The organism is Vibrio sp. K4 (assembly GCF_051122595.1).
GTDB classification, from domain to species: Bacteria; Pseudomonadota; Gammaproteobacteria; order Enterobacterales; family Vibrionaceae; genus Vibrio; species Vibrio owensii.
In genome coordinates, this window is sequence record NZ_CP178577.1 from 713,443 (window position 1) to 728,908 (window position 15,466).

General features: G+C 46.0%; 18 protein-coding genes. 11 read left to right on the forward strand and 7 right to left on the reverse strand.

The window, feature by feature from the left end:
* Positions 1-64: 64 nt before the first annotated feature.
* Entirely contained in the window at positions 65-940 is an 876-nt protein-coding gene (locus ACLIIY_RS03335) for a LysR family transcriptional regulator (RefSeq protein WP_005439791.1), read from the reverse strand.
* Positions 941-1,223: 283 nt separating this feature from the next.
* Here ACLIIY_RS03335 and ACLIIY_RS03340 point away from each other — a divergent pair, with 283 nt between their 5' ends.
* From ACLIIY_RS03340 to recR, 7 genes are all read left to right on the forward strand, one after another.
* Complete coding sequence (locus ACLIIY_RS03340) at positions 1,224-2,330, forward strand: response regulator (protein ID WP_434528109.1); 1,107 nt, start codon at positions 1,224-1,226, stop codon at positions 2,328-2,330.
* A gap of 224 nt (positions 2,331-2,554) precedes the next feature.
* On the forward strand, positions 2,555-2,686 hold the full coding sequence (locus ACLIIY_RS03345) for a hypothetical protein (RefSeq protein ID WP_005380608.1): 132 nt from the start codon (positions 2,555-2,557) through the stop codon (positions 2,684-2,686).
* A gap of 15 nt (positions 2,687-2,701) precedes the next feature.
* Positions 2,702-3,106, forward strand: a complete 405-nt coding sequence (locus tag ACLIIY_RS03350) for a YbaN family protein (protein WP_027726854.1) — start codon at positions 2,702-2,704, stop codon at positions 3,104-3,106.
* 167 nt (positions 3,107-3,273) lie between these two features.
* Positions 3,274-3,819 carry an adenine phosphoribosyltransferase gene (apt, locus tag ACLIIY_RS03355; RefSeq protein WP_005452085.1) on the forward strand — a complete coding sequence of 182 codons (546 nt, stop codon included), beginning with the start codon at positions 3,274-3,276 and terminating at the stop codon, positions 3,817-3,819.
* Between the two features lie 8 nt (positions 3,820-3,827).
* On the forward strand, positions 3,828-6,017 hold the full coding sequence (gene dnaX, locus ACLIIY_RS03360; protein ID WP_434528110.1) for a DNA polymerase III subunit gamma/tau: 2,190 nt from the start codon (positions 3,828-3,830) through the stop codon (positions 6,015-6,017).
* 82 nt (positions 6,018-6,099) lie between these two features.
* A complete protein-coding gene (locus ACLIIY_RS03365; protein WP_005432961.1) occupies positions 6,100-6,429 on the forward strand; it encodes a YbaB/EbfC family nucleoid-associated protein in 330 nt (109 codons plus the stop codon).
* Between the two features lie 30 nt (positions 6,430-6,459).
* The gene (recR, locus tag ACLIIY_RS03370; protein WP_005432989.1) at positions 6,460-7,059 is read left to right on the forward strand and encodes a recombination mediator RecR; all 600 of its coding nucleotides are present in this window, start codon (positions 6,460-6,462) and stop codon (positions 7,057-7,059) included.
* Positions 7,060-7,112: 53 nt separating this feature from the next.
* Here the strand turns inward: recR and aqpZ are convergent, their stop codons facing one another.
* Both aqpZ and ACLIIY_RS03380 read right to left on the reverse strand, forming a co-directional pair.
* Positions 7,113-7,811: an aquaporin Z gene (aqpZ, locus tag ACLIIY_RS03375; RefSeq protein ID WP_434528111.1), complete on the reverse strand. Its 699-nt coding sequence runs from the start codon at positions 7,809-7,811 to the stop codon at positions 7,113-7,115.
* A 215-nt stretch (positions 7,812-8,026) separates the two neighbouring features.
* Positions 8,027-9,286, reverse strand: coding sequence for an amino acid permease (locus ACLIIY_RS03380; protein ID WP_033006068.1), 1,260 nt, complete (start codon positions 9,284-9,286; stop codon positions 8,027-8,029).
* Positions 9,287-9,600: 314 nt separating this feature from the next.
* On the opposite strand from ACLIIY_RS03380, the gene ACLIIY_RS03385 reads away from it, so the two are divergent.
* From ACLIIY_RS03385 to ACLIIY_RS03395, 3 genes are read left to right on the forward strand one after another with little or no spacing between them, the layout of a single operon-like run.
* Entirely contained in the window at positions 9,601-9,981 is a 381-nt protein-coding gene (locus ACLIIY_RS03385) for a RidA family protein (protein ID WP_010643983.1), read from the forward strand.
* Positions 9,982-9,995: 14 nt separating this feature from the next.
* Complete coding sequence (locus ACLIIY_RS03390) at positions 9,996-11,273, forward strand: serine dehydratase subunit alpha family protein (protein WP_171370619.1); 1,278 nt, start codon at positions 9,996-9,998, stop codon at positions 11,271-11,273.
* Between the two features lie 28 nt (positions 11,274-11,301).
* The gene (locus ACLIIY_RS03395; protein ID WP_009707329.1) at positions 11,302-11,958 is read left to right on the forward strand and encodes a helix-turn-helix transcriptional regulator; all 657 of its coding nucleotides are present in this window, start codon (positions 11,302-11,304) and stop codon (positions 11,956-11,958) included.
* Here ACLIIY_RS03395 and ACLIIY_RS03400 read toward each other — a convergent pair.
* Both ACLIIY_RS03400 and ACLIIY_RS03405 read right to left on the reverse strand, forming a co-directional pair.
* Positions 11,955-12,203 carry a YkgJ family cysteine cluster protein gene (locus ACLIIY_RS03400; RefSeq protein ID WP_009707328.1) on the reverse strand — a complete coding sequence of 83 codons (249 nt, stop codon included), beginning with the start codon at positions 12,201-12,203 and terminating at the stop codon, positions 11,955-11,957. The two genes, ACLIIY_RS03395 and ACLIIY_RS03400, sit on opposite strands and share 4 nt — an antisense overlap.
* A 117-nt stretch (positions 12,204-12,320) precedes the next feature.
* Positions 12,321-12,578, reverse strand: coding sequence for a hypothetical protein (locus ACLIIY_RS03405; RefSeq protein WP_434528112.1), 258 nt, complete (start codon positions 12,576-12,578; stop codon positions 12,321-12,323).
* A 218-nt stretch (positions 12,579-12,796) separates the two neighbouring features.
* Here ACLIIY_RS03405 and ACLIIY_RS03410 point away from each other — a divergent pair, with 218 nt between their 5' ends.
* On the forward strand, positions 12,797-13,237 hold the full coding sequence (locus ACLIIY_RS03410) for a YcgN family cysteine cluster protein (protein WP_009707325.1): 441 nt from the start codon (positions 12,797-12,799) through the stop codon (positions 13,235-13,237).
* 63 nt (positions 13,238-13,300) lie between these two features.
* Here ACLIIY_RS03410 and ACLIIY_RS03415 read toward each other — a convergent pair whose 3' ends face one another.
* Positions 13,301-13,552, reverse strand: a complete 252-nt coding sequence (locus ACLIIY_RS03415) for a GlsB/YeaQ/YmgE family stress response membrane protein (RefSeq protein ID WP_434528113.1) — start codon at positions 13,550-13,552, stop codon at positions 13,301-13,303.
* Between the two features lie 125 nt (positions 13,553-13,677).
* On the reverse strand, positions 13,678-15,405 hold the full coding sequence (locus ACLIIY_RS03420; protein ID WP_434528114.1) for an aspartate:alanine exchanger family transporter: 1,728 nt from the start codon (positions 15,403-15,405) through the stop codon (positions 13,678-13,680).
* Positions 15,406-15,466 lie beyond the last annotated feature (61 nt).

Genomic DNA, 15,466 nt, shown 5'->3' on the forward strand with positions numbered 1-15,466 from the left:
CGCGCTACTAAAGACATAAAAAAACCAGAGCTTCTGCTCTGGTTTTTTGTATCTGTGCTCAACATTAATGAATGTTGTAGGCGATCACGAAGTCGATGAATAGTCGAACTTTTTCTGGTAGGTGATCTTTGTGGTTGTAAAGCATGTAGATGTCACGCGGGTTTGCGCTCCAATCTGGCAATATGCGCACGAGATCGCCACTTTCGATGTACTCTTTGATCATCACATCAGGCATCAACGTAATGCCAAGACCTTCCGAACAAGAGCTACGAACCACGTTCAGTGCGTTTGCTTGAAAACGACCACGCTCTACGTTCACCACAGACTCGCCCTTGCTGTTAATCAGCGTCCACTTGATAAGTGGTGAACCTTTTAGCAAAGAGTGGTTAGAAAGCTCTTCAGCGTGATTTGGCGCAGGGTTTGCGCTCAAGTAATCAGGACTCGCGACCAGAATGTCTTTCACTTCACCGATTTTACGTGCAATCAGGCTGGAATCACGTTGCGGGCCAACACGGAAGATCACGTCCCACTCTGTAGGATCAAGTTGATCGGCGTTGCTTTCCGTTGTCAGTTCGATGTTGATATCTGGGTACTGTTTCATGAACGAATTGAACATCGGCATCATCATGCGCTTCGTCAAGTTGTACGGCGCAGAGATCTTGATCTTGCCCGACGCACCACGGCAATCATCCGTAATTTCCTCTGCTGTCGAGGTTAGGCGTTGCAGCAAAGGTGAGCATTCATGGTAAAAACGTTCTCCGGCTTCAGTCAGAGAAAGCTTACGCGCATGACGGTTCAGCAATCGAAGATTGACAGAGTCTTCAAGCGCTTGAATGCGTCGGGTGATGGTTGCCACCGGAATCATGGTTTTTCGCGAAGTTGCGGTATAGCTCCCATTTTCGACAACCAATCGAAATAGGTTTAGATCATCTAATTTCATATTTCCAGACACATTAAACTACCGTTTATGGCTAATTTATAATTAACTTTGTGATCAAAGTTTGCTTTAAGTCAACATGTTGCGTCATTTGAACACAGCAGGAGGCTCTTAGTAAATACTGATAAACAATGGAATATTTGTATAAACGTCAATTTCAGGCTACGGTTTATAACAAGGTGAAAGGGCCTGACGTCTTGCTGCACAACGTTTCGTAAGATGTGAATACAACAACAATAATAACTTAGAATTTGTTTTTTGACTGAGCTTTGTGAGGTGTAAAGGTATGTTTAAGACTCACAGTCAAACGGCAATGGTCTCGGCGCAGGAAGTGGTCAATCACAAGCTCATCATGTTGGTGGACGATGACCCTATATTTCGTAGAGTAACTAGTGCCTATTTGGAAAGTCAGGGTTTCAAGGTAGTAGAAGCTGAAAATGGCCTAGAGGCGCTTCAGCAGCTGAGGGAGTGCCAGCCTGATCTTGTCTTATGTGACTTATCAATGCCCGTCCTAGACGGAATCGAATTTGTAGAAGAGGTAAGCCTAGAGTATCCATCTATGCCACTGATCGTGGTATCGGGCACCGACGAAATGTCTGATGTAGCGAAAGCGCTGCGTTTTGGCATTAAAGACTTCTTACCAAAACCAATTGGAAACTATAAACATTTGTCTCAAGCGATCGATAACACGCTTGAGGAAGCCGACTGCCATTATTCTGACCATAGGGATTTCTCCAGCCAGTGGTTTAGAGTTGATGACGGCGGAGAAATGCCTGATGAGCAAGAGCTTCATTGGCACTTAGAGTATTTACAGCAAAACCCGAATGCTGCACGTGATTTGCTCCATGCACTGCTTCCGGAGAAAGATGCATCGCAAGGCGACTGGAAGTGCTCTTACCGATTATTGCAATCTACGGATGTTATGCCGTTGGTGTTTGATTATCGGTGGTTGATGAACGGTCAGTTTGCGTTTTACCTCGTCGATTCAGCATCACTGGAAGAGGATGGAGTAGCGACAACCTTACTCGTGCGCGCTCTGTTTGATGACTACTTACGCAACCTGAAAAGCTTTAGTGCCGATCTGAAAGACATGGTCGAGATCATTGAGAAGGGCATTCAATGCTCGGATTGCGCTGGAGCAGTAAATGCCGTGTTTGGTGTTGCGGATTTGGCGTCATCGACGGTTTCAATTTTACCAGCGGGTCTTGATAGCCAATGGTCTGATGGTCATACGAATCAACATATAGCGGCGGGGAATCGTCTTGGTGATGGCAGTATGAAGAACTTCATCACTCGTGAGATCCCGATTACGATGAGTGGTCAACTGTCTATTGGTTGTTTAGGAACATCAAGCTTTAGCTTAAACATCGTTCGTTTGAACCGCTTAATGTAAACATAAATCAACTAAATGAAAGCAGCATATCGATGCTGCTTTTTTTGTTTTTTCATTCCGTTTCTCCCTTGTTACTTCCCTTTATAACCTTACTTTTTGTTGGTGTTTAGCGTTTGATGTTTAAGGTATAGTCAGCGCCTAAAACAATAATGACCCATTTATGCAACGATATTTTAACGATGCATGGTTGGGAGAAGCAAAGTCAACAAGTGAGAAGAAGCATCATGGCAGACAAAGATTTTAAAGAGCCTTATAATATTTTTTACTTTCTAGGTTTCATTGCAGTCCTTTTGATCCCAACTCTACCTGCAACGCTAACCTGGCTTCGCGTAATGAACGGTTACGCAGGTTTTTAATCGAGCGATTGTTTACTGGAGTCCACCATTCGTATTAAGCGTTACTTTTTCAATATTGCTGGTGGACTCTGCATGATACTTGGCATCGCCGGTATCGTTCTTCCTTTATTACCCACCACTCCCTTTATCCTATTGGCAAGCGCGTGTTTTATGCGTGGAAGTCCTGCGTTTCATCGTTGGTTGCACGAACACAAAACGTTTGGTCCAATGCTCGATAATTGGCATAAGCACAGAGCCGTTACCCGTAAAGTAAAACAACGCGGTGCGGTATTTATTGTGCTGAGCTTTACCGTATCCATTCTTGTTGCCCCAGTCATTTGGGTAAAAATTGCGCTTTTAGTGATGCTAATCGTTTTACTGAGTTGGTTTATGCGTCTACCTGTGACTGAGTTGGTTGCTGACCGAGAAGAAAATCACTAAGATTGTAGAGAATAGTGTGCCCGCTCTTCGAGTGGGCGTTTGTATTTTCAGCGCCTGTGACTTTTTAAGAAAATGAGCTCATAGGGATGAAAACCTATTGTTTGTTGCCCTCATATATACTGCGATAAGAACAGAGGGCGATGAGCCAATCTAAGTAAATCGGTATTATGACTACAGAAACAATTTCACTGATCAAATCTAGCATCAAAAGCATCCAAGACTACCCAAAGCCAGGCATTCTTTTCCGCGACGTGACTAGCCTTCTTGAAGACGCAAAAGCGTACCAAGCAACGATTAACCTTTTGGTTGAGCGTTACAAAGACATGGGCTTCACGAAAGTTGTCGGTACAGAAGCGCGTGGTTTCCTTTTTGGCGCACCTCTAGCACTAGAGCTGGGTGTAGGTTTTGTTCCTGTGCGTAAGCCAGGCAAACTTCCTCGTCCAACAGTCGCTCAATCTTACGAGCTTGAGTACGGCGTTGATACGCTAGAAATTCATACTGATGCAATCGTAGAAGGCGACAAAGTATTGGTTGTTGATGATCTGCTAGCAACTGGCGGCACAATTGAAGCAACAACAAAACTGATCCGCCAACTAGGTGGTGAATTAGAGCACGCTGCATTCGTTATCAACCTACCAGAAATCGGTGGTGATAAGCGCCTAGAAGGTCTAGGTCTGAACGTATACAGCATTTGCGAGTTTGAAGGACACTAATACATTCAATGAGTTATTTAGCTTTAGCGCGAAAATGGCGTCCTAATAAGTTTGATCAAGTAGTTGGGCAGAGCCATGTCTTAACTGCTTTGGAGAACGCGTTAGCGCAAAATCGCTTACACCATGCGTACCTATTTAGCGGCACGCGAGGCGTTGGTAAAACGTCGATTGGCCGACTGTTTGCTAAGGGCCTGAACTGTGAAACAGGTATTACTGCTAACCCGTGTGGTGAGTGTGATACCTGTCGTGAGATTGATGAAGGTCGCTTCGTTGACCTACTGGAGATCGACGCAGCTTCTCGTACTAAAGTTGAAGACACTCGTGAACTGTTAGACAACGTTCAATACAAACCCGCTCGCGGACGTTTTAAAGTGTACCTCATCGATGAGGTACACATGCTTTCGCGTCACTCTTTCAATGCGCTGTTAAAAACGTTGGAAGAGCCGCCTGAGTATGTGAAGTTCTTGTTGGCTACGACAGATCCACAAAAACTGCCGGTGACGATTCTGTCACGCTGTTTGCAGTTCCATCTTAAGCCAATCAGTGTTGATGATATTCATCAGCAACTTGACCATATTCTGGAAAAAGAACAAGTCTCTGCAGAAGCAAGAGCACTTGGCATGATCTCGCACGCTGCAGATGGCAGTATGCGTGATGCACTGAGCTTAACTGACCAAGCTATCGCCCTAGGCAACGGTACGATTCAAACCGATATCGTGAGCCACATGCTTGGAACGATTGATACAGACCAAGCGATTCACTTGCTAGAATCGATCAGCAGTAAGCAGCCGCAACAGGCGATGGACAAAATCCAACAACTTGCATCAAACGGTGTCGAGTGGGATGGATTGCTGCAACAATTGGCGTCGCAGCTTCACCGTGTCGCGATGTACCAAGCTCTGCCATCTACCTTGGATCAGGCGCAACCTGATGCCGAAAAAATCGAATTATTGAGTAAAGCTCTCACACCACAAGATGTTCAGCTTTACTACCAAATTGCTTTAAAAGGTCGTGAAGATCTGACGTTGTCACCAAATGGTCGCGTCGGCATGGAAATGATCGTATTGCGCATGATGGCATTCCGTCCGTCAGCAAATAATAGCGCGAACGTGATTTCTACTTCATCACAGCCTCAAGTCGCGCCGACATCAAGCGTGAGCCCATCATCGCAAGCGGCTCCGCAGTCATCGGCACAACGACCACCGCAGCAACAAGCCCCAGTGGCTCAGGCGCCTGCACAGCACATGCAAAGCCGACCAACGCCGTCAGCGCAACATCAAGCACCTGTTCAGTCGATGAGTCAGCCTGCGACACAATCTCCGGCTTCGATGAATGAAGCGCCGCAGTACCAACCTGAGTATCAGGGTGGCTACGATATGGCACCACAATACGATATGGCTCCGCCGATGAGTGAGAACCCTGCGCCAGCGCAGCAAGCTCCTCAACAAGCTCAGCCACAAGAAAGTGCTCCGGCACCTGCTCGTGGTAACTTGAGCGGCCTACGTCACCAATTACGTTCACAGCGTCAGGGACAGCAACAAGCTCCAACGCAAAGTGGTGGCCCAAAAAAGTCTAACGCGACATCTGCACAAAAAGAATCGGTTATTGACCGTCTAGCGCAATTGCATGGCAATTCCGCGCAGGTGTCGCCTAAGTCTGCTCCTCAAGCTGAAAAACAAGCTCCAGAGGATGAAGCGTATCGTTGGCGACCAACCAAACCGGTTGAAAAGAAAGCCAATACGCAATTGACACCTACGCAGCTCAAGCAAGCGCTAGAGCACGAAAAGACGCCAGAAATGGCGCAAAAATTGGTTGATGAATCGCTAGAGAAAAGTGAGTGGGCGAACCTAATTAGCAAGATGGATACGCCTAAGTTGGTCGAACAACTTGCATTAAACTCGCATTTCAACAAAGAAGGCTCGACAGTTTCGCTACAATTAAGAGGCAGTCAGGCACACTTGAACACCGACAAAGCGCAAAGTGAGCTGCACAGTGCACTGAACCATGTGTTGGGTGAAGAGTGTCATCTGAGTATTGATGTTAGCGAAAGTGGTGAGACGCCACTAGAGTTGAGAGATAGACTCTACCAAGAGAAATTACAGCAAGCGCTGAACAGTTTAGAAAACGATCCGCACGTACAATTCATCGAGCGCCGTTTCGCAGCAGAGCTTGATAAAGATAGTGTACGTCCTATCTAAAAAATGAACGGAATGGGGTTGAAAACACAAAGTTGCAGCCCCATTAACAGATGCAACACCTAATTAAACCAGAGAGATAAACATGTTTGGTAAAGGCGGTATGGGCAACCTAATGAAGCAAGCCCAGCAAATGCAAGATCGCATGCAAAAGCTTCAAGAAGAAATCGCGAATATGGAAGTAACTGGCGAGTCTGGTGCTGGTCTAGTTAAAGTTACAATCACTGGTAGTCACAGTGTGCGTCGTGTAGAAATCGATGAAAGTCTGATGGAAGACGACAAAGAAATGCTAGAAGATCTTATCGCTGCAGCATTCAACGATGCAGCACGTCGCGTTGAAGAAACTCAAAAAGAGAAAATGGCTTCAGTAACTGGCGGTATGCAACTACCACCAGGCATGAAAATGCCATTCTAATCTGCTGAATTCTAACTAAGCGGATTTTCAATGCGTACCAGTCATATGCTGGAACAATTGATGGAGGCCTTACGTTGTCTACCTGGGGTTGGTCCCAAGTCGGCGCAGCGTATGGCCTTTCATTTGTTACAGCGTGATAGAAAAGGCGGTCTGCAACTGGCAGATGCGCTGAGCCAAGCAATGACAGAAATTGGCCATTGCACCGAGTGTCGTACTTTCACTGAAGAAGAAGTTTGTCATATTTGTACTAACCCAAAACGCCAAGAAAATGGTCAGATTTGTGTGGTAGAAAGTCCGGCAGACATCGCAGCAGTAGAAGCAACGGGCCAATACTCGGGTCGATACTTTGTACTGATGGGACATTTATCACCGCTGGACGGAATTGGTCCAAGTGATATTGGTCTAGATGTATTGGATTACCGTCTGCGCCGCGGAGATATCTCTGAGGTGATTCTCGCTACCAACCCAACGGTAGAAGGGGAAGCGACGGCTCATTACATCGCAGAACTTTGTAAAGAACACCAAGTGGAAGCCAGCCGGATTGCACACGGTGTACCAGTCGGTGGCGAGCTTGAGCTCGTGGACGGGACTACCTTGTCACACTCCCTTCTGGGTCGACACAAGATTTGATAAAAAAGCCGCTGAATTCAGCGGCTTTTTTGATTGTGAGGTTCGAGAATCGATTAATCGTTTGATTCTGCACCTAGAAGGTTCTTGTAGATAAGTGCACCTAGAATACCACCAACGATTGGTGCTACCCAGAATAGCCAAAGCTGAGAAACCGCCCAGTCGCCAACAAATACCGCAACACCAGTACTACGCGCTGGGTTAACCGATGTGTTTGTCACAGGAATGCTGATTAGGTGAATCAGTGTCAAACATAGACCGATAGCGATAGGTGCGAAGCCTTGCGGAGCGCGTTTGTCTGTTGCACCCATGATCACGATTAGGAACATCATCGTCATCACAACTTCAGTCACTAAAGCTGCAACCATTGAATATTGGCCTGGAGAATGCGCGCCGTAACCGTTCGCAGCAAAGCCAGAACCAACCACGTCAAAGCCTGCTTGACCGGTTGCGATTACGTAAAGTACGCCACCCGCAATAACACCACCAATCACTTGCGCGATGATGTAAGGCACTACGTCTTTAGTCTCAAAACGACCACCGGCCCATAGACCGATAGTTACTGCTGGGTTCAGGTGACAACCTGAGATATGGCCAATAGCAAATGCCATTGTTAGTACGGTAAGACCAAACGCCAAAGAAACGCCCAACAGGCCAATGCCGACATCAGGGAAGCCAGCCGCTAACACTGCACTACCACAACCACCAAGCACTAACCAAAAAGTACCAAAAACCTCTGCCATGTATTTATTCATATTGTTTCCTATTGCGGATTTAGATTACCCGCTGAACATAGTAGAGAATTGTCAGAAAAGTGTGAGTTGAAGCACGGAAATTAACCAAAATGCCAGATATGAGCGTTTCTGTCTCATACATGAAACGAAATGAGTAAGGAGAGGGTAGGTGAATGAGTTGAAAGGAAAACCTCGGCTATCGCTATAGATTTTGATAACCGAGGCGAGAGGAAGCGTTAGCTAAAAGCAATAAATGGTGAGATACACAACAAGATGCCCGTCGCGATGATTAGGTATAGTGATGCACCTTTGTATTTATGTAGAGAAGGCACTTGATACACCAAGTAAGCAGGAATCAAACAGCCAATCAAACCAAAGATAGGGCTACAAACCGAAGTGAAGCTCAAAACTGGTAGGTTGAGTACGATAGCGCCCCACGCCATCAAAATCGCGAATAGAATGATACCTTTCGTCACGAGATCTTTGTTGATTTGCTCTTCAGGCATCACTTTTTTCAATGCCAACATCGCAAGGCCTTGGCAAGAATCACGGAAGCCTAGGTAAACACCAAAGAAGGCTGTCATTACAGAAAAGATGTTCAACATCAGGCTAAGCAGTTTAAGCGTCGTGCCATCCATGCCTTGTGCTACCATCGCTAGCGCAGAGATGTTCTCGTTTGCTGCACGGACTGCTTGTTCATGAGACATCGCCAATGTGAAAGAAATCGCGTAGAAAAACACAGTCACAAATAAAATGCCAAAAGCGATATTCATGGCGCGCATCGCTTTAAAACGGGCAACTTCAATAGACTTCTCTTTCGAACGGTAAGAGATCACCATCGGACTCAAGCTTTGAATAAACAAGATAGAAGTAAGGGTGAACGGCAGCAGCTCAATCGCATCTTTTAGGCCAGCACCAGCCGTTGGTACCGTACCGACATTAGCTAAATCCCACTTTTCTACCATCATGAAACCCAACAGGGCAACGGTACAGAGCTTAATTAGCACTAAGCCCGTACTGACTTTAAATAAGATCTTTTCCCCACGAGACGCGATTGCTACCAAAGCGCAAACCAATGCTAGACCATACAACGGGTTTTCCGACAACAGCCCCTCAGTGATACCAAAGCTGTGTAGGAAAGAGGCTGAGTCATTATTGATTGCTGTCGAGTATACGAATACCCAAATCACCAACATGATGAAGTAGAGCACTCCTAACAATGCGCCCCATTTATTGCCAAGGTAGCCAGATATAACCCCCGCATAGTCTTGACACTTCGGAGAAGTGGAAAGCGTGTTAATAAATAGGCGTTGGAACAAGTACATCGCTGGGTAGCCAATCACCGCGGAGGCAAGAAATACCCATATACCAAGTACGCCCACTTTTACTGGAAGAAAAACAATACCAGCACCGATTGCCATGCCGATACTCATGATAACCCAGCCCCAGTCAGTGCTATCAAACTTAGTCGCCGCTTTCCATTCTGTGGCTGTCATTCCGGCTTTAACGTGAGGTGGTTCTTTAGTTATTGGAAGAGTTTGTGTAGGTACAGTAACGCTCATTGTCGTTTTCTCTTTGTTAGTATGAATTTTTCTCAAATCTATTTGAGAAAAAGATTAACAACAATTTTTTTGTGGAAAATTCAGATAAATTTGAGATCTCGGCAAAATTACTCAATAAAATCTGAATTTAGATCGATTTGTGTGATCTGGAGTGGTTGTTTTGCTCACATATAGTTGAAAGAATAGCTTTGAAACGAAAGCGAAAGCTGAGTTTTACGACTAAAACTAAAAACTATGTGAGGATTAACATGAAAGAATTGATCGCTTCAGAGCACGCTCCTGCCGCAATTGGCCCATATTCACACGGAACCACTTACGGGGATTTGATTTTTACTTCTGGCCAGCTCCCAGTTGATAGCGCGACAGGTAAAGTAGTAGAGGGAGGGATTACTGCTCAAAGTCATCAATCTCTAACGAACTTAAAACATGTGCTTGAAGCGGGTAACGGCAGTTTAGATACAGTTCTAAAAACGACGTGTTACTTGGCAAACATTGGCGACTTTGCGGAATTCAACAAAGTGTATGCAGAATTTTTCCAAAAAGATTGCCCAGCACGAAGCTGCTTTGCGGTGAAAGATCTTCCGCTAGGTGTTTTGATTGAAGTTGAAGCGATTGCTAGTAAAAAGTAATACGGAGAAGAAGCATGAATCAGCAATGGAACCAATATATCCAAATCATTAAGCAAGTTGTAAAACCTGCCCTCGGATGTACAGAACCCATTGCTGCTGCATATGCGGCAGCAGTTGCAAAGCGTGAGCTTGGATGCCAAACCCCGGACATGATTGAAGTTCGTGTCTCAGATAACTTATTTAAAAACTCAATGGGGGTTTACGTTCCCGGCACTGGGAAAATTGGCCTTAAGATCGCGGCGTCAGTTGGCGCATTAGCGGGAGACCCAAAAGCAGAACTGGAAGTACTCGCTAAAATTAATCAAGACGATGTGACTGCTGCCCAGCAACTTATTGATGAAGAGCGAGTCAGTGTTGCTCGCATTGATACACAAGAATTTATCTTTTGCAGTGTCACCATGAGCGCTGGAGAAGACACCGTCTCGGTGACCATCAGTGGTGGACACACTAATATTATCCAGATCACTCGCAATGGAGCGGTGACGTTCGATGCCCCTTTGCAGCAGCGAGTCGCGACAGGATCAGTATGCGAAGGGGTTGATATCTCTATTAAGCAGATTTATGACTTTGCCCTTCAAGCGCCATTTGATGACATCAAATTCATTCTGCAAGCGGCGGAACTCAACTCTTCCTTAGCGCAAGAGGGTATCGACCGAGGTTACGGCTTAGAAATTGGCCGCACATTAAAAGGCAATATCGAACAGGGTTTGCTTGGCAATGATCTGATGAGCAGAATCCAAATGATGACGTCTGCTGCATCCGACGCTCGAATGGGTGGTGCGACCCTTCCAGCTATGAGTAACTTTGGCAGTGGTAACCAAGGCATTGCGGCTACCGTGCCTGTGGTTATCGCAGCGGAAGCTTTCCAAAGTGATGAAGAGCACCTAGCACGAGCTCTGATCATGAGTCACCTAGGCGCGATATACATCAAGTCTTACTACCCACCTCTGTCAGCTTTCTGTGGTAACACGGTAACCAGTGCGGCCGCATCTATGGCATTGGTGTACCTAGCGGGTGGCACGTTTGAGCAATCATGCTATGCGATTCAAAACGTTATCAGTGATAGTTCGGGCATGGTGTGCGATGGCGCAAAATCCTCATGTGCGATGAAAGTCTGCACTTCTTCAACTACGGCGGTGCGCTCATATTTGATGGCGATGGGTAACCACAGTGTGAAGAATCAAGGTATAGTAGGCGACGAAGTCGAACAAACTATAAGAAACGTAGGCTCTATGGTTAGACTTGGTATGCCGTATACTGACAAATCTATTATCGATATCATGTCGGCCTAGCCTCAAAGTTTTTGCTAAGGGAAGTAAATTGCAGCTTAAGAAACTCACCAAAAGTGATTTAGATATTTTGAATTCGATGAAGAACGTCGTCGATGGCATTGCTCGTATGTATGGTGAACATACTGAAGTCGTTCTTCACAGTCTTGATGCAGAAGCACCAGAAATCATCAAAATTGCCAATGGCCATGTTACTGAACGTGGAGAAGGCGCTCCAATTACCAACTTAGCAAGAATGAAGCTACTTGAGGGCAAGGACGTGTCAGACTCGTATCTGACTAAAACCGCGAGCGGAAAGACCTTGCACTCGATCACCACCATCGTTCGTAACCCAAAAAATAAGCCTATCGGTCTACTTTGTATCAACGTGGATATGGATGTGCCGATGCAGGACTTCTTGCGTTCAATCTTACCGCAGCAGCAGAACCCATGCTGTACGGGAGCGAGCTCGCCAGAAACGTTTGCACGCAACATCGACGAAACCATTATTAGTACGATCGAAACCGTTCAGTCAGAAGTATGGACGAATGAGGCAATCACACCTTCCAAACGCAACCGAGAGTTGGTGACACGCTTACAAGGCTTGGGGATTTTTAAATACAAAGATGCGGTATTGATGGTGGCAAACCACCTAGGTATCTCGCGCGATACGATTTACCTTTACCTAAGGGAATTGGGTAACGATTAAGTGAGCTGTTCGAGCTCGGTAATGTTGCTCAAAGCTTCCTGATTAGTTTTGCCACATACGATCGGACACGGTTTGAAATCGTGGCAAACTTTTGGGCGTTCTGGTTTTCCGAACAACTTGCACAGGTTATCGTCATTCAGTTGAATGCAACGTTCACCTGCTGGTTTGCCGTTTGGCATGCCCGGAATAGGGGAAGAGATACTCGGTGCAATACAGCACGCCCCACAACCTAATCGACAATCCATCTAAAAGCCCTCGCAAAAATGAAGGGGGCATTATGGACATTTCTCGCCAGATTGGAAGAGGCGTGCGTGAATTCACACCAACAAACTTAACCCTTTTTATTCATCATTAAGTCCTTTTTACTCATCATTAAGTAAATCGGCGACTTCAAAATTCTGATCGCGTTTAGCCTGTTGTATATAACGGTTGCACTCTTGCATGCTTAAACCCCACGTTCCAGCCTCGGTACGAGCGGTCATTTCCGTTAGAAACGTTGCTTGACCTTCTTGAACATTAGAGGCGATATCCTTGCCGTATTGCTGACAAAGTTCTGCATCGGTACTCGCCGCAGCTCCGAACGAAGCAAGAGAGATAATGGTGATCATTGCGAGTTTCATAATATTGATTCCTTTATTCACACTATGAGCTAAAACCATAGGATAGGAATCACTATTAGTAAAAATATCAATGTTGAGCGACCTTGCTGATAAAACAGGACAAACGTTGATAATAGTTCGTATTACGGGGCGGAATTCGGCAAAACTTGAACTTTTGTTGTTAGAGGGGTATAAAACGCACCCAATTCATTCCCATTCAAGAAATAAGTAGTAAGCGTATGAGCACTCCATTTTGGCAAAGTAAATCGTTAGAGAACATGACAGAAGAAGAATGGGAATCTCTCTGTGATGGGTGTGGCAAATGTTGTCTGCACAAGCTAATGGATGAAGATACGGACGAAATCTACTACACCAACGTGGCGTGTAGTTGGCTGAACAGCAAAACATGTTCGTGCAAAGACTACCCGAACCGTTTCACTTCAGGTGAAGAGTGCACCAAGCTAACGCGTGAAGATATTGATGATTTTACGTGGCTGCCACACACTTGTGCATACCGCTTGTTGGCAGAAAACCAACCACTGCCAGAGTGGCACCCATTAATCACTGGCTCTAAGTCTGCCATGCACGCAGCAGGAGAAAGTGTACGAAACAAAGTGGTGTATGAAATCGATGTGGTGGACTGGGAAGACCACATTTTGAATCACCCAAATCGCCCATAGCCGAACGTAAACAAGCCTTTCAGTATGAAAGGCTTGTTTGTTATTGGATGAAGTAAAAAGTGCTCAACCTTTTAAGAAACGGTTATAGACAAACAATATAACGAAAGCACCTAAAGTAGCGGTGACGATACTGCCTATGTTTACGCCGTCTGCACCGCCAAGGCCTACAAAGCTTCCTAAGAAACCACCAACGAAAGCGCCTACAATACCGAGCACCATAGTGGCAACCCAGCCGCCTCCATCGTTACCAGGCATCAACCACTTAGCCAGTGCACCTGCAATCAAACCTAGAATAATCCAAGATAGAAAGCCCATAATTTCTCCTTACTCGTTATTGTGTTAGCTATCTGCTATCCGTTTGGAACTGTTACGATTCAATCATAGTTCATCCCGCTAAAACTGCTCTTTTGTTAACTTGTCACGAGCTAACGCATGACGGGTTAGCTGATGACCATAGCGATGTAACCTAATATCAGCACCAATACAGAGGTCAGCGCATAAGGCACAGGGTAGCCAATAGCAGGTATGTCACTGTGGCTGGCATCTTGAGCCCCTTTCATTGCAGGTGTGCTATTGCGTCCGCCAGCGCAGGCTCCGGCTAAAATCGCAGGATTCATTTTGCGGAAATACAAGCCGTATAACCAAGCTAACAGAGGTGGTACGAGTGCTGCTGTCACACCCAAGAGTGCAATCTTAATCACGATGATGCCTTGGAATGACGCTAAGATTTTCGGCCCTACGGTTGCCGCCAATACCGCGACAAATAGGTTTAGACCGATGTCTTGTAAAAAGCTTCTCGCGCCTTCACTCATCGGGCCGCCAAAGCTTGGGTTACGGGTTCGCAAAAAGGAAAAGACGATTCCCGTTAGCATGCAGCCAGCTGACGTCCCTAACGCAAATGGAATGCCAGCAACCGTGACACTCAAATGGCCAAAGACATAGCCAATAAGAAGGGAGAGGGCAAGGTAGAAGGTTTCAGTGACCGTGCTCTCAACAATCGGAACGCTATTGAGTTTGGACGCGGTTTGCTCGACACACCATTGGGAGCCTGCAATACGTACAACATCGCCCACTTCGACCTTAGTTTGCCGCAACAAAGGCTGCTGGTGGCCTTGTCGAAATATTGCTTTGAAATAAACGCCAAAGCCCACTTCAGCATGCAATTGTGCGACCGTTTTCCCTGCGTGTTCGGATTTGCCTACGTGGATATCAGCCACTTCGATATCGACGTTTCTTGCTCTTGGTTCATCGACTTCGTTGCCGATGTCTGCTTCGCCTTCGGCAATCAACACGTGATATTCCCCTCGAATGCCAATCACATCATTTAACTCAAGTGTTGGATTGTCAGAAGCATCAATGACTTGGTCTCCTCGAACCACTTTCAGTACTGCGGCATCAGGGAACTTCTGATACAACTCTTGAACTGAACGGCCGACGAGTTCTTGGTGCGAAACTTTGTAGGCTCTCACATCAATCGGAAGTACGCCGACATCGGAAAAGCCAAAAGTACTTGGCAATTTTTCATTGTCGTCTCCAGTGGAGTATTCCGCTTCGGCGTCTTTGCCCGCTTTAACGGGATCGATACCAAATAAGGAGGGGAGGTACTTAATAAATAAGATGATTAAAACGGTTGAGAGCACATAACTGATGGCGTATCCGGCGGCGATGTTGGCACTGACATGATCAATACTCATGCCTTCAGGAGGAGTAAAGGCTCCCGAGCTTATAGCAGATTGTGCAACGCCCATTACGGCGGTCACAGTATAGCTCCCGGAAATGATGCCAGCCGCATAGCCCGGTTCTAGCCCCATTAATTTTGCGCCGATCACCACAATCGCGAAGTTGCTAAAGACCACAATGAGCCCAATAACCACAAAGTCGATACCGCCCCGTGCTAACCCAGAGAAGAATTGCGGTCCGACTTTCATTCCGATGGCGTACATGAACATCATCAAAAAGATGTCTGACACCAAGCCCGGTTCTTCAATTTTTAGCCCGTAAACAGAAAAGGAGGTTAGCGCTAGAGCAACACCAACGACTAATGTGCCGGCGGTTGTACCTAAGCTAACGCCTTTAAAGGTTAATCGGCCAAGTGGATAACCAATGGCGAGAGATAAAAAGAGAAAAACGAATGGGTTTTCTGACAAGTAACTAAAGAGAAAAGACATAGTGTCACCTGTTACCTAGTGAGTGGCAGAGCGAGGTACAACCCATATTCCTCGCTCTTGC